This window comes from Sphingomonas sp. PP-CE-1A-559 (assembly GCF_004340965.1).
Classification (GTDB): domain Bacteria; phylum Pseudomonadota; class Alphaproteobacteria; order Sphingomonadales; family Sphingomonadaceae; genus Sphingomonas.
The window spans coordinates 755523-770709 of the sequence record NZ_SLYA01000002.1 but is presented as its reverse complement, the minus strand read 5'-3'; the positions used below and the strand labels follow the sequence as shown (position 1 = coordinate 770709).

Annotated in this window: 10 protein-coding genes; 5 read left to right on the top strand and 5 right to left on the bottom strand. The window is 64.6% G+C overall.

Going from position 1 to position 15187, the window contains the following annotated elements:
• Positions 1–9 precede the first annotated feature (9 nt).
• A complete protein-coding gene (locus C8J42_RS09000; RefSeq protein WP_243644216.1) occupies positions 10–561 on the top strand; it encodes a TIGR02281 family clan AA aspartic protease in 552 nt (183 codons plus the stop codon).
• A gap of 269 nt (positions 562–830) precedes the next feature.
• On the opposite strand, the gene C8J42_RS08995 is transcribed toward C8J42_RS09000, so the two are convergent.
• On the bottom strand, positions 831–3503 hold the full coding sequence (locus C8J42_RS08995) for a M1 family metallopeptidase (protein ID WP_133019716.1): 2673 nt from the start codon (positions 3501–3503) through the stop codon (positions 831–833).
• A gap of 167 nt (positions 3504–3670) precedes the next feature.
• Between C8J42_RS08995 and C8J42_RS08990 the strand changes: the two genes are divergently transcribed.
• From C8J42_RS08990 to mazG, 4 genes are all read left to right on the top strand, one after another.
• Positions 3671–7696, top strand: a complete 4026-nt coding sequence (locus tag C8J42_RS08990) for a Pls/PosA family non-ribosomal peptide synthetase (RefSeq protein WP_133019715.1) — start codon at positions 3671–3673, stop codon at positions 7694–7696.
• Entirely contained in the window at positions 7693–8292 is a 600-nt protein-coding gene (locus C8J42_RS08985; RefSeq protein ID WP_133019714.1) for a 4'-phosphopantetheinyl transferase superfamily protein, read from the top strand. Before C8J42_RS08990 ends, C8J42_RS08985 begins: the two co-directional genes overlap by 4 nt.
• The gene (locus tag C8J42_RS08980; RefSeq protein WP_133019713.1) at positions 8289–8807 is read left to right on the top strand and encodes a GNAT family N-acetyltransferase; all 519 of its coding nucleotides are present in this window, start codon (positions 8289–8291) and stop codon (positions 8805–8807) included. The genes C8J42_RS08985 and C8J42_RS08980 overlap by 4 nt, the downstream gene beginning before the upstream one ends.
• A gap of 83 nt (positions 8808–8890) precedes the next feature.
• Positions 8891–9625 carry a nucleoside triphosphate pyrophosphohydrolase gene (mazG, locus tag C8J42_RS08975; RefSeq protein WP_133019712.1) on the top strand — a complete coding sequence of 245 codons (735 nt, stop codon included), beginning with the start codon at positions 8891–8893 and terminating at the stop codon, positions 9623–9625.
• Here mazG and hflX read toward each other — a convergent pair.
• The 4 genes from hflX to C8J42_RS08955 form a co-directional block, all read right to left on the bottom strand.
• Entirely contained in the window at positions 9606–10898 is a 1293-nt protein-coding gene (gene hflX, locus C8J42_RS08970) for a GTPase HflX (RefSeq protein WP_133019711.1), read from the bottom strand. The two genes, mazG and hflX, sit on opposite strands and share 20 nt — an antisense overlap.
• Positions 10895–11437 carry an RNA chaperone Hfq gene (gene hfq / locus C8J42_RS08965; protein ID WP_082441049.1) on the bottom strand — a complete coding sequence of 181 codons (543 nt, stop codon included), beginning with the start codon at positions 11435–11437 and terminating at the stop codon, positions 10895–10897. The genes hflX and hfq overlap by 4 nt, the downstream gene beginning before the upstream one ends.
• Positions 11438–11538: 101 nt before the next feature.
• The gene (locus tag C8J42_RS08960; RefSeq protein WP_056058755.1) at positions 11539–12915 is read right to left on the bottom strand and encodes a sigma-54 dependent transcriptional regulator; all 1377 of its coding nucleotides are present in this window, start codon (positions 12913–12915) and stop codon (positions 11539–11541) included.
• A 4-nt stretch (positions 12916–12919) separates the two neighbouring features.
• Positions 12920–15157 carry an ATP-binding protein gene (locus C8J42_RS08955; RefSeq protein ID WP_133019710.1) on the bottom strand — a complete coding sequence of 746 codons (2238 nt, stop codon included), beginning with the start codon at positions 15155–15157 and terminating at the stop codon, positions 12920–12922.
• Positions 15158–15187: the final 30 nt, after the last annotated feature.

Genomic DNA, 15187 nt, shown 5'->3' with positions numbered 1-15187 from the left:
TACGCCGTGATGCTGATCCTGCCGCTGTCGGCGCTGGTTGCGCGGCGAAGCGCCGTCAAGCCGATGCTCAAGATGGCGCTGGCATGGGTAGGCATCTTCGCCGTCGGTTTCCTGATTGCGAGCCAACGAGATCGACTGTCCGGCGTCATTGCGATGTTCGACGATCAACAGGTTAGCGGAACGGAAACGCGCATACGCATGGCAGACGACGGTCATTTCTGGGCGAACGTGGAGATCAACGGAGTCGGTCGACGCATGCTGATCGATAGCGGCGCCACGACGACGGCACTGTCGATGCAGACCGCCAAGGCGGCGGGCCTCGACCTGACCGAAAGTCCGTTTCCCGTAATTCTGTCAACCGCCAACGGCCAGGTCACCGCACGGTCGGCGACTGCGAAACGCGTAGCCGTCGGAAATATCGTCATGACCGACCTGGGAATCGTGACGTCGCCGGCCTTCGAAGAGACGGACATCCTCGGCATGAACTTCCTGTCGCGGCTGGGTTCGTGGCGGGTCGTTGGAAAGACGCTGATCCTCTCGCCACCACCACCCCATATTTAACATAATGTGTATTATCGATCTGAGTATTGTGTAAGGCGTATTGGTTGATTCCGAGGTGTTCCTCGGCGTCTCGGTAGCCCGAACAGCTTACGTTTGATGAAGACGCCCTACTCGTCACTCATCCCTGGCTCAGCGTACGCGGTTCAACGGTGAACGCTGCAATGACGATGCCATCGATCCGGCACGATACCGTATCGAAGGCATCGTCCGGCATATGAAAAGGCTGAGGCAGAGCCACGCCGCGCTGCCTCAGTCCTCATCTTTGCGCGCTACCTCGCGTTGGCAAGGGCCGCTGCGATCTCCGTGGACTTCGCCTGCCGCAATACACCGCAATGGCGAATGCTCTCCAGCGTACGCTCGTAGTTGAGCAATCCGACGTTAGCCTTGCGGATCGAGGCGCCGACCTTGGCATCGATCCGGTCCGCCTGATCGGCACCGCACTGGACGGCGAGCGCCTGCGGCAGGCGGCTGGTAATGAAGATGCCGTTGCCACCGGCGAGAAGCTTGTCGTAGTTCGTCAGGATCCAGTCGATGCCGAGATCGCGCGTTTCCGCATTGCCGGCGACACCGAAGATCAGCCCGATCCTGTCATAGCTCCGCATCCGTTTATCTTCGAGCGACAGGAGATAATTGGCGGCGTCGGACCGCCCACTGGACGCAGCGGCACCGAGAGCAGCCTGGCGGAAGCCCGGGTCCTCGCTCGATAACGCCTTGTCGACCAGCATCTTAGTAGCAGGCAGACCGCCCTCCTCTGCTACCACGGTCAATGCAGCTCCGAGAAAGCCGGAATCAAGCGCCGCGGTGTCGCCCGCCAGGTATTTTTTCCCCGCCACCTTCAGCGTGTTGCGGACAGCCGGATCGCGCGCATCGTCCGCGACGAGGTTGACCAGTTCGTGGCGTAGGTTCTGCCGGCCTGGATCATCCTTTGCATAGGCGCCCGCGGCTGGGTTGAAACCAAGCGCAGTCAGGCGCGGTGTATAGATCGAGGCCAACAGTACGCGGTAGGCAGGTAACGAAGCGGCCGAGATCAGCCCCCGCGAGCGCAAACCGGCAATTCGCCGGCCGCCGTCGATGCTGGCGGTCGAGTCCGGATTTGCCGCGACCGCACGCGCTTCCGCGAACAGCCATGCGGCTGGCGCCTTACCAGCGCGGAACGCAGCCCACAGACTGTCGGTGGTGGCGAGCGCCTCGCCCGGGGACAACGTGCCCGAAGCCGCGATCAACGCCTGCCAGTCCGCCGGCGCCATGTCGAAACGGTAATAGCCCGCACCACCGACGTTCGGCATTATTAGGCCCGAGGCGGGAGCAGCGATCGACGTCGTGGTCTTGTCGAGCAGCGCGCATTGCTTCGCCGCGCCGACGCGAACGCAGAACGGGATCGTCCAGCTCAACGGAGGCGGAGTCGATCCCAGGAAGGCATAGCGCGACTGGGATGCGACGATGCCGTTACCCTGCCGCCGGACGTCGATGACCGGAACGCCCTGCTGGTCGACGAACGACTTCAGCGCGGACAGCACGCGCGGATCCTTCGCCGCATCCGAGATCGACTGGAAGAACTGCTCGGAGGTCGCATTGCCATATGCGTGACGCTTGAGGTGAAGGCGGACGCCCGCCTTGAACTTCTCGTCGCCGAGATAGGCCGCGATCATCGCGACCACCTGCCCGCCCTTGCCGTAGGTTATGCCGTCGAACGCGGAGTCGATCTGGCCGTTGTCGGTGATCGGCTGGTGGATCGGGCGTCCCACCTCCAGCGCGTCGGTGTTCATCGTGCCGAAGCCCTCATCCAGCGCGCCGACGCCGATGTTAAGCTCGGGCCGCCAGGCGTTGCCGATGCGATAGCCCATCCAGTTGGCGAAGCTTTCGTTCAACCAGATGTCGTCCCACCATGCCGGCGTGACGAGGTCGCCGAACCATTGATGCGAGAGCTCGTGCGCGACGATCATCCCGAACGCCTGCTTGTCGGACGTCGTCGCGCCGGGCGAGAGGAAAATGATTCCGTCGCCGTAGGTGTCCGCGCCCGCGTTTTCCATCGCACCCGGCATGATCGGCGTGCCGATCTGGTCGAGCTTGGGGAACGGGAACGGCTCGCCGAAATATTGCTCGAGCAGGGACACGATGCGCGGCGTCTCCGCCATCACATAGCCCATCTTGTCCTTCTGCGCGTGCGTCGCGACGGCGCCATACGGCATCGGCGTTGGCCGTTCGGCGGTCGCCGGGATCGTTCCGGTCTGGTGAACGAACGGCCCCGTATCGAACGCGACGAGATAGGTCGGCAATGGCTTGGTAACCGCGAGCTGATGCTTCTCCATTCCCCCGGCAACCTTCGTGACGGACACCTTCGGCGCGTTGCCGATCACGACCAGACCTGGATGGGTCGTCACGGACACGGTGAACGGCGTCTTGAAGCCAGGCTCGTCGAACCCGGGAAACGCAGCGCGCGCATCGATGCTTTCGAACTGCGTCCAGCTGTACCAGGCATCGCCGACCTTGACGTGGAACAGGCCGGAGGCGCTGTCCCCGAAACTGCCCGTATAATCGAACGCCAGCGTCGCCGCGCCGGCAGGCAGGACATTCGCGAAGTCCAGCCGCGCCGTGCCACTCTGATCGACCTGCGTGAAGATCGCCGGGGTAGCCTTGCCACCTACCATCGCGACCGCCTTGCCAATCTTCAGGTCGCGCCCGTGGATATACAGAGATTTTGTCGCAGCCTTCAGCGTGACGTCGATCTCGTCATGTCCCGAAAACCGGTCAGCCTCGGGCAAAATGGTGAAGTCGAGGCGATACGCCTTGGGTATCGCCGCATCGGACAGACGCCCCTTCGGTGCGTTCGCATCGGGTACGATCACCGCCTTGGCGGGCGCTTCCGTCATCGCCTTCGGACTTGCATGCGCGGTCGACGACAGCAGGAGAGCGGTGAAACCGATGAGGCATGAGGCGCGCATGTGAAGATTCCCGACGAAGGTGTAGTAGGGGTGTAAGTCAGCACCGAAGGCACCGCAAGCCTTCTCTGGCCATGCCCTCCATTCGCGCCGGGCGGATAATTTCGAAGGTTTTCCTGTACGCCGATGACGAGTAGCAAATGGCGTTCGACATCGTCTAAGGCTTGAGTATGCAGCAAGACACGCCGGTAAGCCCTTCCGATACCGCCATTTTAGCGAGGACGGCTTACCCGTCGATCACCCCCGCCCCGGCGTTGCGGGCCGCAGAGCCCTACGCCCGCGATGAACTGCTGCATGAGATCTTCGACGCGACGCGAGCACTGCATCCCGACGCGACCGCGCTGCGGCTGATCGGCGCGGACGAGGAATACGACCGCAAGACCGAGTGGAGCTATACCGACCTCGCCACGCGCAGCCTCGCGCTTGCGCACCGCCTGCGCGCGATGGGGATCGGCCGCGGCGACCGTGTCGTGCTGTGCCTGCCGCGCGGGCTCGACCAGTATATGGCGATCCTCGGCGTGCTGCGTGCCGGCGCCGCCTATGTGCCGGTCGACTGGGGCTATCCGCAGGACCGCATCGACTTCATCGTCGAGGACAGCGAAGCCGCGCTGACGATCACCGTCGCCAGCCGCGTCGCCAACCTTAAGGGGCAAACGCTCGCGCTCGACGCCGCGCTGGGCGATCTTGCGGCTGAGCCGTCCGAACCGATCGGTCGCGATGTGACGCTCAGCGATCCGCAGGACCTCGCCTACATCATCTACACCTCGGGCACGACCGGGCGCCCCAAGGGCGTGATGATCTCGCACGGCAACGCCTGCCACCTAGTCCGCTCGGAAAGCGCGATCCTCGATCTGATCCCTGCCGACGTGGTGTTCGGCGGGTTCAGCCTCGCGTTCGACATGTCGGTCGAGACGATGTGGAGCGCGTTCTTCGTCGGTGCGGTCGTGCTCGTCGCGACCGAGGCGCTGGCGACCAGCGGGCCCGACGTGGCGATCGCGCTGGCCAAGGCGAACACGACGATCTGGCACGTCGTCCCCTCGCTGATCGCGCTGGTCGAGCATCCGGTGCCGACGCTGCGCCTGCTCAACATGGGCGGCGAGGCGTGCCCCGCCGACCTGCCGCGCCGGCTCGCGCGTCCGGGCCTCCGCCTGCTCAACACCTATGGCCCGACCGAAACGTCGGTCACCGCGACCTGGACCGAGGTGTTCCCGGGCCAGCGCATCACGATCGGCAAGCCTCTCCCCGGCTACACCGCCTGGGTGGTCGACGAGCACATGCAGCCGGTCCCCGACGGCCGGGAAGGCGAACTCGTGATCGGCGGGCCGGGCGTCGGCGTCGGCTACGTCAACCGCCCCGACCTGACCGCCGAGAAGTTCATCATGACGCCGTTCGACGGCCCGTCGGGCGCGTCTGAGCGGATCTACCGGTCGGGCGACCTGGTGAAGCTCGACGCGGCGGGCGACATCGATTTCGTCGGGCGGATCGATACGCAGGTGAAGATCCGCGGCTTCCGCGTCGAACTCGCCGAGATCGAGGCGGTGATCGGCGAATGGCCCGGCGTCGCGCAGACCGTCGTCCAGCTCTTCACCGACGGCGACGGCTCGGAGTTCCTCGCCGCGTTCCTGATTGCGCGTCCGGCCGAGGAGATCGACATGGTCGGCCTCAAGGCCCGCGTCGCCGAGCGGCTCCCCAATTACATGCGCCCTGCGGGCTACCAGTTGCTGTCGCACATGCCGACGCTGCCCGCCTCGGGAAAGGTCGACCGCAAGGCGCTGGTCAAGCCCGAGATCACCGTGACGTCGGACCGCGAGATGGTCGCGCCCGCCACGCCGATGGAGGAAAGCCTGCACCGCGTCTGGGCCGAGGCGTTCGCGCCACAGCCGGTATCGGTGCTCGACGACCTGTTCGAGGATCTCGGCGGGCATTCGCTGAAGGCCGCACGGCTCGTTTCGGCAGCGCGAAAGGTCCGCGGCCTCGAAGGGCTGTCGCTCGAGGACGTCTACGCCGCGCCAACCATCCGCGCGCTCGCGCTACGGATCGGTGGCACCACGCCCGTCGCGATCCTCGACGAGACCAGCTTCCATCATATCGCGCCGTGGAAGCGCCGGTTGTGCGTCGCTGCGCAGACGCTCGCGCTGCTGCCGATCTACACGCTGGCGGGGCTCCAGTGGTTCTCGCCCTATCTCGCCTACACGCATCTCGCCGGCGACATGCCGCGGGTCGACGCGCTGATCCTCAGCGGGCTGTTCTTCACGGTGGTACCGATCGCGTCGATGTTCCTGTCGATCGCGCTCAAATGGCTGATCGTCGGGCGCTTCAAGGCGGGCGATTACCCGCTCTGGGGCAGCTATTATTTCCGCTGGTGGCTGGTCCGCCGGATCATCGGCGTCACGGCGACGCCGTATCTCGCGGGCACGCCGATGATCCGCGGCTATTACCGGATGATGGGCGCGAAGATCGGCGAGCGCGTCCATATCAGCACCGGGATCATCGACACCGCCGACCTGCTCCACGCCGACGACGACGCGATCATCAGCGATCAGTCGGTGTTGTCGACCAGCTCGGTCGAGCGCGGGTGGCTGCGGCTCGGCACGGTAAAGCTCGGCAAGGGCGCATTCGTCGGATCGATGGCGGTGGTCGGCCGCAACGCTGCGCTCGGCGACGATGCGATGCTTGACGACCTGTCCGCGCTGCCAGCCGATACGACGATCCCGGCTGGCCAGCGCTGGGCGGGCTCGCCCGCCGCGCATGACGGCGATGCGCCCCGCCGCCCGGCCACCCCAGCCCCGCGCAACGCCGGCCCGGCGATCGGCCTGTTCCTGTGCGCGCTGATCCTGCCGCTGGTCGCGATCCTGCCGATCGCCCCCGGGCTGATTGCGCTGATCGAGCTCGACTGGGCGACCAGCGGCTATGCCTATGTCGCGGTCGCGCCGCTGCTCGCGGTCACCTATGTCGTGATGATGTGCGTGCTGACGGTAGCGGCCAAGCGGCTGATCCTCGGCCGAGTCGCGCCCGCGGTCTATGCGCTGAACAGCGGGTTCTACGTCCGCTACTGGTTCGTGCAGCAGATCAACGACCTCGCGCTCCGCCTGCTCCACCCGATCTTCGCGACGCTGTACGTGGTGCCGTGGTACCGCGCGCTCGGCGTCAAGGTCGGCCGTCGCGCGGAAATCTCGACCGCCAGCGCGATTGTGCCGGACTTGGTCGAGATCGGCGAGGAGAGCTTCATCGCGGACTCGGTGATCTTCGGCGCGGCGCGGATTGGCCACGGCACGATCGAACTCGCGCATACCAAGATCGGCCGCCGCAGCTTCATCGGCAACTCCGCGCTGCTGCCAAGCGGGACGCAGATCGGCGACGAGGTACTTGTCGGCGTCCTCTCGAAGCCGCCGAGCGACCCCGCACTAGCCACCGAGGAGGGCAGCACCTGGTTCGGCTCGCCCGCGATCAAGCTGCCGGTGCGACAGGTCAACACGATGTTCGACGAAGGCGCGCGGTTTAATCCGTCGCGCGCGCTGATCGCCACGCGCCTGTCGATCGAGGCGGTCCGCACCACGCTCTCGCTGACCGCGTTCCTCGTGTTCTTCAGCTTTCTTCTGTCGGTGGTCGGCGACCTCGACGATCTCGAGAACGGCGCGCTGGTCGTCGCGGCGACCTTCCCCTTCCTGTACGTCGGCTTCTGCCTCGCCTGCGGGGTCTTCGTCCTCGCACTCAAATGGCTCGTCGTCGGCCGCTACAAGGTCACCACCGCGCCACTCTGGAGCACTTTCGTCTGGCGCACCGAACTCGTCACCGCGACCTACGAGAATCTGGCCGTCGCCAACTTGCTCGAACCACTCCGCGGGACGCCGTGGATCGCGCTCTATCTCCGGCTGATGGGCGCGCGGATCGGCAAGCGCTGCTACATCGACACCACCGACCTGACCGAGCACGACCTCGTCGACATCGGCAACGACGTCGCGCTCAACGATTTCGCCGGTCTGCAGACGCACCTGTTCGAGGACCGCGTGATGAAGGTCGGCGCGATCCGCGTCGGCGACCGCGCGACGATCGGCTCGCTCGCGATCGTGCTGTACGATGCGGAGATCGGCGCCGACGCGCAGCTCGGCGATCTGTCGGTGGTGATGAAGGGCGAGACCTTGCCCGACGGCACGAGCTGGGACGGGAGCCCCGCACGGATCGCCATCGCGACGTGACGCCGATCTGGCACGACGGTCCGCTCGACGCGCTCGTCTGGGACGGTCAGTCGCCAGTCGCATGGAGTGTTGCCGAGACCGGACCGTACGCCGCTGGCCTGCAAGGCGATGCGCGCGCGATCCGGCAGGGTCTGGCCGCCGTCCTGATCCGCAAACTTGCCGGCGACTCAGACGATGTCCGCCTGACACGCAGTCCGGCCGGCGCGACGATCGTTTCCACCCCCGGCGGTTGGTATCTCAGCCTCTCCAGCCGCGGCGCGCACGCCCTGATCGGCGTTGCGCCCTCACCGATCGCCGTCGACCGCGAAGTCGTCGATGACCACCCGCCGCTCTGGGACATGCTCACCCCGACCGAAGCCGACGCGCTCCGCCGCCTGCCCACCCTCGCCCGGCCCCAAGCATGGCTCCGTCGCTGGACGATCAAGGAAGCGCACGCGAAGCTCATCGGCGAACCCCGTCGCATCCGCCCCGAGACGATCGAAACCATCGTCACCGATCCAATCGACGCGACCGCGACGTTCGAAGGCACTTCGCGCTGCTGGAGCCGTTCCACCCACGACGCGATCGAAACCGTCGCGCAGTGGAGCCAGCCATGACCAGAATCCTGACCCGCCGCTACGAGGAGAAGGACCGCGCCGCCGTCCTCGCGATCTTCGACTCGAACCTCCCCGAGTATTTCGGCGACGGCGACCGCGAATGGCTGGAGGAGACGCTCGACGACCCCGACGGCCCGGCATTCGTGGTCGACGTCGACGGCGTCCCCGGCGCGTTCGGCGGCTACGAAATCTGGGAGCATTACAACAAGGCGCTGCTCTTCTGGGGCATGGCCGCGCGCGCATATCACGGCGCCGGTCTCGGCAAACTGCTGCTGTTCGAACGCCTGCTCCACGTCGCCACCTCAGCCGAACCGCGCACGCGCTACGTCACAGTCGACACCTCGCCCCAAGTCTCGCCGTTCTTCCAGCATTGCGGCTTCGAACTGACCAGCATCTGGCCCGGCGGCTACCGGTCCGGCATGGACATGCACGAACTCCGCTTCGATATTGCGGGGGTGTCGCTCGAAGAGCTAACGGGCAGACGCGACGCTGCTTTTGCGCGATGTACGGCCTGATACGGTCCAGTCTTCATCTACCACGCCCTTGATGTTTCGGCGTACGTTCCGGATCGAAAAATCCCGTTCTATAAGGCTTCTCTATGATCGAACGTCTCGTCGCCATCATGGCCCGGTTGCGCGATCCAGTCGAAGGTTGCGACTGGGACCGTGTGCAGACCTGGTCCACGATCGCACCCTACACGATCGAGGAAGCCTATGAGGTCGCCGACGCGATCGAACGGAACGATCCCGGGGAGCTGAAGGACGAACTGGGCGACCTTCTGCTTCAGGTCGTCTTCCATAGCCGTATTGCCGAGGAAGCCGGTGCGTTCACACTGACCGATGTCGTGACCTCGATTGCCGACAAGATGGAACGGCGTCATCCGCATATATTCGGGGACGTGGAACAGTCGCCCGGATGGGAAGCGATCAAGGCGAAGGAACGTTCGGTGAAATCGGACAGCAGCGCGTTGGCGGGGGTCGCACTTGGCCTTCCGGCACTGTCTCGGGCCGACAAGTTGCAGAAACGCGCGGGGCGTGTGGGCTTCGACTGGCCGGATGCGAGCGGGCCGCTGGCGAAAATCCACGAGGAAATCGAGGAGGTTCGCGAAGCTCCTTCCGAGAAGCTTGCAGAAGAAGTCGGCGACCTGCTGTTCGCGGTGACCAACTGGGCGCGACATCTCGGAGTAGACGCGGAAAGCGCATTACGCGCCGGCAATCTGAAGTTCGAAGCGCGGTTCCGGGCAATCGAGGATCTCGGCGGCGATGCGTTCGCCGGCATGACCCTCGATCAGAAGGAGGAACTATGGCAGGTTGTCAAACGTCGCGGCGGGTAAACCGGTCGTAATCAGCATCGGACAGTCGCACGTTATATGTCGTCTCGAGCTCGTCATCGACGCTCCCGAACACTTCGCCATGCGCATGCAGCCAAGCAGCGCCCGCACCATCGCTGGCATCAAGCGTGATGTGGTAGCGCCGATGCGCCCCCGTCAGCTTTGCCGCGATCTGCTCGATCAGATGCGGCACACCTTCCCCGCTCAGCGCCGATATTGCCACGACATCGTCGCGCCGCGCCGCTTCGCCGGCAATCTCGTCGTGCGCGTCCGGGTCAAGCAAGTCGACCTTGTTCCAAACCTCGAACCGCGGCGTATTGTCGTCGACGCCGATCTCGGCCAGCACCGTCTCGACATCGGCACGCTGCGCCTCCGAATCCGGGTGGGCGATATCACGGACATGGACCAGCAGATCGGCGGACACGACCTCTTCCAAGGTCGCCTTGAACGCCGCGACCAATTGAGTCGGAAGGTCCGAAACGAAGCCGACCGTGTCCGACAGGATCGCCTTGTCGAGCCCGGGTAGCTGAATCTGACGTAGCGTCGGATCAAGCGTCGCGAACAATAGATCCTCCGCCATCACGTCGGCACCGGTCACGCGATTGAACAACGTCGACTTACCAGCATTGGTATAGCCGACCAGCGCGATTACCGGCCACGGCGCACGCTGGCGACGTTCGCGGTGCAGCCCGCGCGTGCGGCTGACCTGCTCGAGCTCACGCTTCAATCGCGCCATACGGTCACGGATCAAACGACGATCCGCTTCGATCTGGGTCTCGCCCGGACCGCCAAGGAAGCCGAAACCGCCACGCTGACGTTCGAGATGGGTCCAGCTCCGCACGAGCCGGCCAGCCTGGTAATCGAGATGCGCGAGTTCGACCTGCAAGCGCCCCTCGGCGGTCGCAGCACGTTCGCCGAAAATCTCGAGGATCAGTCCGGTGCGATCGATGACCTTCACCTCGAGCGCTTTCTCCAGATTGCGCTGCTGGATCGGAGTCAGGCTCGCATCGAAAACGACCAGTCCCGCCTCTTCCATCCGAACTTGGGTGGCCAACAATTCAACCTGCCCGCTTCCGATAAGCGTTGCGGGCTTTGGCTGACGGACGCGGTAAGCGATCCGTTCGACTACCTCTACACCGATCGCAGCGGCCAACCCCGCGGTTTCCTCCAACCGAGCGTCTACGTCGCGCGCGGCGTCGCCCTGGTCGGGGAGAACGACGATCGCTCGTGTTCCACGGGTGAACTCGTCCCGATCGCGTTCGAAACCACTACTCAATCGTCATCGTCCGTTTCATCCGTGTCAGTGGGCTCTTCGGCAAGGTTCAGCGGGCGTGCCGGCTGAATCGTCGAGACAGCGTGCTTGTAGACGAGTTGTGCCATGCCCTCGCGCTGAAGCAGCATGCAAAACAGGTCGAAGCCTGCGATCTGGCCCTGCAGCATGACGCCGTTGATGAGGAACATCGTCACGCTGTCTTCGGATTTGCGCACGGCGTTGAGGAAGATATCCTGCAAAAGCGGGTGCTTCTTCTGGTTTTCTCCCACCGCATCGACGATCGCCGACACGTCCATGGGCCCGGCAGGCATGATCGTCGAGATCGCATGCTTGTAGATCAGCTGCGACTGGCCATCGCGGCGCAGCAGGACAGAAAAATTATCGAACCATGTAACGATGCCCTGGAGCTTTACGCCCTTGACGAGGAACATGGTGACCGGCGTCTTGGAGCGCCGGAGTGCGTTCAGGAACAGATCCTGAAGCGAGCCTGGTTTATCGGCCAATGGGATAACCCTTTGTTTTTGGCGAGACTTTGCCCGCAAGGCGCCGTTTCCCGGCGTCGGAGATGCACCCGGTTACCGGGCGCGGTACTGATCTATGATCGCCGCACTGCTATATCCAGAGGGCGGCGAAATTACGGCGTCTATTCCTCGCGGGTTTCGGTGATGCCCAGCAGCTTCAATTTTCGATGAAGCGCGGAACGCTCCATGCCGATGAAGCTGGCCGTCCGCGAGATATTTCCCGAGAAACGTCGGATCTGCACCCGAAGATATTCGCGCTCGAACGTCTCGCGCGCTTCCCGCAAAGGCGAGCCCATGATCGCAGTGGACCCGGCCGATCCGATATCGCCCTGGTCGCCGAGAACTTCGGCCGGCAACAGGTCGAGATCGATCCGCCCGATCCGGTCTCCCGGCGCCAGAATGATCGTGCGCTCGACGACGTTGCGCAACTGCCGGACATTTCCCGGCCAGTCGTAGGATTGCAACGCAACCATCGCATCCGGCGCGATTTCCGGCGTCGGCACGCGGCGCTCTGACGCGTAATGCGCGATGAAATGCTGGACCAGCGCGGGGATGTCCTCGCGGCGATCGGACAGCGGCGGGATCATCACCGGTACGACGTTGAGCCGGTAATACAGATCTTCGCGGAACCGTCCTTCGGCAATTTCGAAGACGAGGTCGCGGGCCGTCGCGGAGACGACACGAACGTCGACCTTGACGACGCGCGTACCACCTACCCGTGTAAAGCTCTGGTCAGTCAGAGCGCGCAGGATACGGGCCTGCGTCGCGATCGGCATGTCGGCGATCTCGTCGAGGAACAACGTGCCGCCATGCGCCTGTTCGAACAGTCCGGGACGGACGAGATCGCCCGCTTCCTCGACGCCGAACAGTTCCTCGTCCATGCGCTCGGGCGTCATCCGCGCGGCGCTGACGATGATGAACGGCGCGTCGGTCCTCAGGCTCCAGCCGTGTAGCAGGCGGGCGGCGACTTCCTTGCCGACCCCCGCCGCGCCCATGATGAGGACCCGGCTGCCGGTTGCCGCCACCCGCTTCAAGGTCGCGCGAACGCCGTTGATCGAGCCCGAACTGCCGGTCAGGTCGGTTTCGCGGCCGACCGTAGCGCGCAGCGTCGCGACCTCGCGACGGAGCCGTTCGGTCTCGGTCGCGCGGGCTACCATCAGTAGCAATCGTTCGGCCTCAAACGGCTTTTCGATGAAGTCGGACGCCCCGCGGCGGATTGCGGCGACGGCGGTATCCAAATTGCCGTGCCCCGAAATCACCAGCACCGGGATCGACGGATCGCGCCGCTTGATCTCGTCGAGCAGCTCCAGCCCATCGAGACGCGAGCCCTGCAGCCACACATCGAGCAGCACCAGCGACGGACGCCGCGCCGCGATCGCTTCCAAGGCAGAATCGCTGTCGCCAGCATCGCGCGTCTCATAGCCTTCGTCCTCCAGGACGCCGGCTACGAGTTCGCGAATGTCACGTTCGTCGTCCACGACGAGAATATCGAGCGCCATTAAATCATGTCCGGTTGCGGGTCATCGTGTCGAGTCGGCCCTCCCCAGCCAACTCGGATGCGGATGCCCCTTGGTCGAGCGCGGCCAGCGCCTTGGCGTCGAAGGTCATGGTGACGAGTGTACCGCCCCCCGGCCGATCGGAAAAGCCGATCGTGCCGCAATGCTCCTCAATGATCTTCTTGACGATGGCAAGGCCGAGGCCTGTGCCACGGGCACGGGTCGTTACATAAGGTTCGACGATCCGGTCCCGCTCCGCGGGTAGCCCGATGCCGGTGTCCGCCACTGCGATGCCGACCGTGTTGGCATCGCTCGTCAAAGTCATCGTAACCGATCCGCCGGGTTCACCCCGCGTTTCAATAGCTTCCACCGCGTTCTTGACGATGTTTGTGAGCGCCTGACCGATCTGGCGGCGGTCGCAAACCAATGTGAGGCCCGGATCGTCCTGCACCAGCTGGAAGCTGATCGCGGGATGCGCGACCTCGTGCAGGAACAGCGCCTGGCGCGCGGCATCGACCAGCGATTCCTCGCGGAACACCGGCTTCGGCATCCGCGCGAACGAGGAGAACTCATCGACCATGCGACGAAGATCGCCGACCTGACGGATGATCGTGTCGGTCAATCGCGAGAACGTACCGTCCTGCGCCTCGATCTTGCCACCATAGCGACGCTGGAGCCGCTCCGCCGCAAGCTGGATCGGTGTCAGCGGGTTCTTGATCTCATGCGCGATCCGGCGGGCGACGTCCGACCATGCCGCGCGGCGCTGATCGAGCAATTGCTGCGTAATGTCGTCGAACGTCAGGATCGGGCCAGTAGCTGGCCGGGCGATCCGCACGGCGAGTGTACGGACTTCGCTCCCCCGGCCAACTTCGACGATCGCCTCGCGGTCGCCGCCATCGAGCATCGCGTCGAGCTCGGGCGCGACATCGACCAGGCGCCGTCCGACCAACCCGCCAGTATCGGTGCCTAGCAATGTCGTCGCCGAATCGTTCGCAATCGTGATCGTCCGCTCGCGTCCGGTTGCGACAACGCCTGCGGAGACCCCCGCCATCACCGCCTCGATCAGTGCACGACGGCTTTCGAGCTGGCCGTTGGCGGTGACGAGCTCGGTATTCTGCGCCTCCAGCTGCCCGGTCATCTGGTTGAACGCGTTGGCGAGTGTGCCGACCTCATCGCGGCTACGCGGATCGGGGACGCGCGCGGTCAGGTCGCCAGCTGCCACCCGGCGCGCGGCGTCGACGAGCTCGCCAACCGGCCGGACGAGACGATCCGCAACCGCCAGCGCGATCCACACTGCAATCCCCACGATTAGCAACGAGATCAACAACAGTGCTGCATTGAACTGCAACTGGAGACTGCGCGCCCTAGCCAGGAGCGATCGATAACTCTTCAGCACGTCGTTCGCACGCGTGGTCTGTTCGGAGAGTGATTTCGTATCCTCGACGCGGCCCGCATAAAGAAACAGCTCGTCAGATCCCGGCAGCATCGTGATCGTCTGGATACGATCGCCCGTCACCGCGACGACCGCGCTTTTGCCCGACCGCAGCTCGGCGATCGCCGAGGGTGTGACACGACGCGTAAAGTCGATTTCGTACGGGTTGACGATCGCCAGCGTCTGGATCCCCTGCTGAGGGGACAGCTTGAACAACGCAGCTTCCGAGAGGCTGCGAAAATAGACCTGCTGGAGGAACCAGCCGGAAAAATCCGGGCTCTGCAGCGAGCGCTCCCGGAGATAGGCGGACATGTCGCTCGCCATCGTCACGGTGGCTTCCTGCCACCGGTTGAGCTGGCGTGCGTAGGACGACTGGGCAAGCCCGGTTGCGTTCTCGAGCATCCCCCGCGCCTGATCGGAATACCAGAACTGGACGCCATATTGGAACAGCAGCGATGCGAAGATCGTGACCAGCAGCATCGGCACGGCGGCGACGATCGAGAACAAAGCGACGAGGCGAACGTGGAGACGACCGCCACCGCCGACCGGCGAACGCGCTGCACGGCGCATGGCCACACGTCGCCCTAGCAACATGAGGAGTGCGATGCCGGGCACGAGGTTCGCGACCAGCAGCAGCGCTACCAGGGGTGGCGGGATCAGGCGCTGCGGTGCGTCGCTGCCGGTAATGATGAAGTAGCTCGTGACGGCGATCGCGATCGCCACGCCGAGCACGACCGCCTCCACGGCAGGCGTCACGGCAAACCGGTGTGCAGGCCCGTCATCGTCCATCGGTAGCGTCGCGGAAGCGATCATCGTTGCCCCGATACAACGTCAACCGTTGCC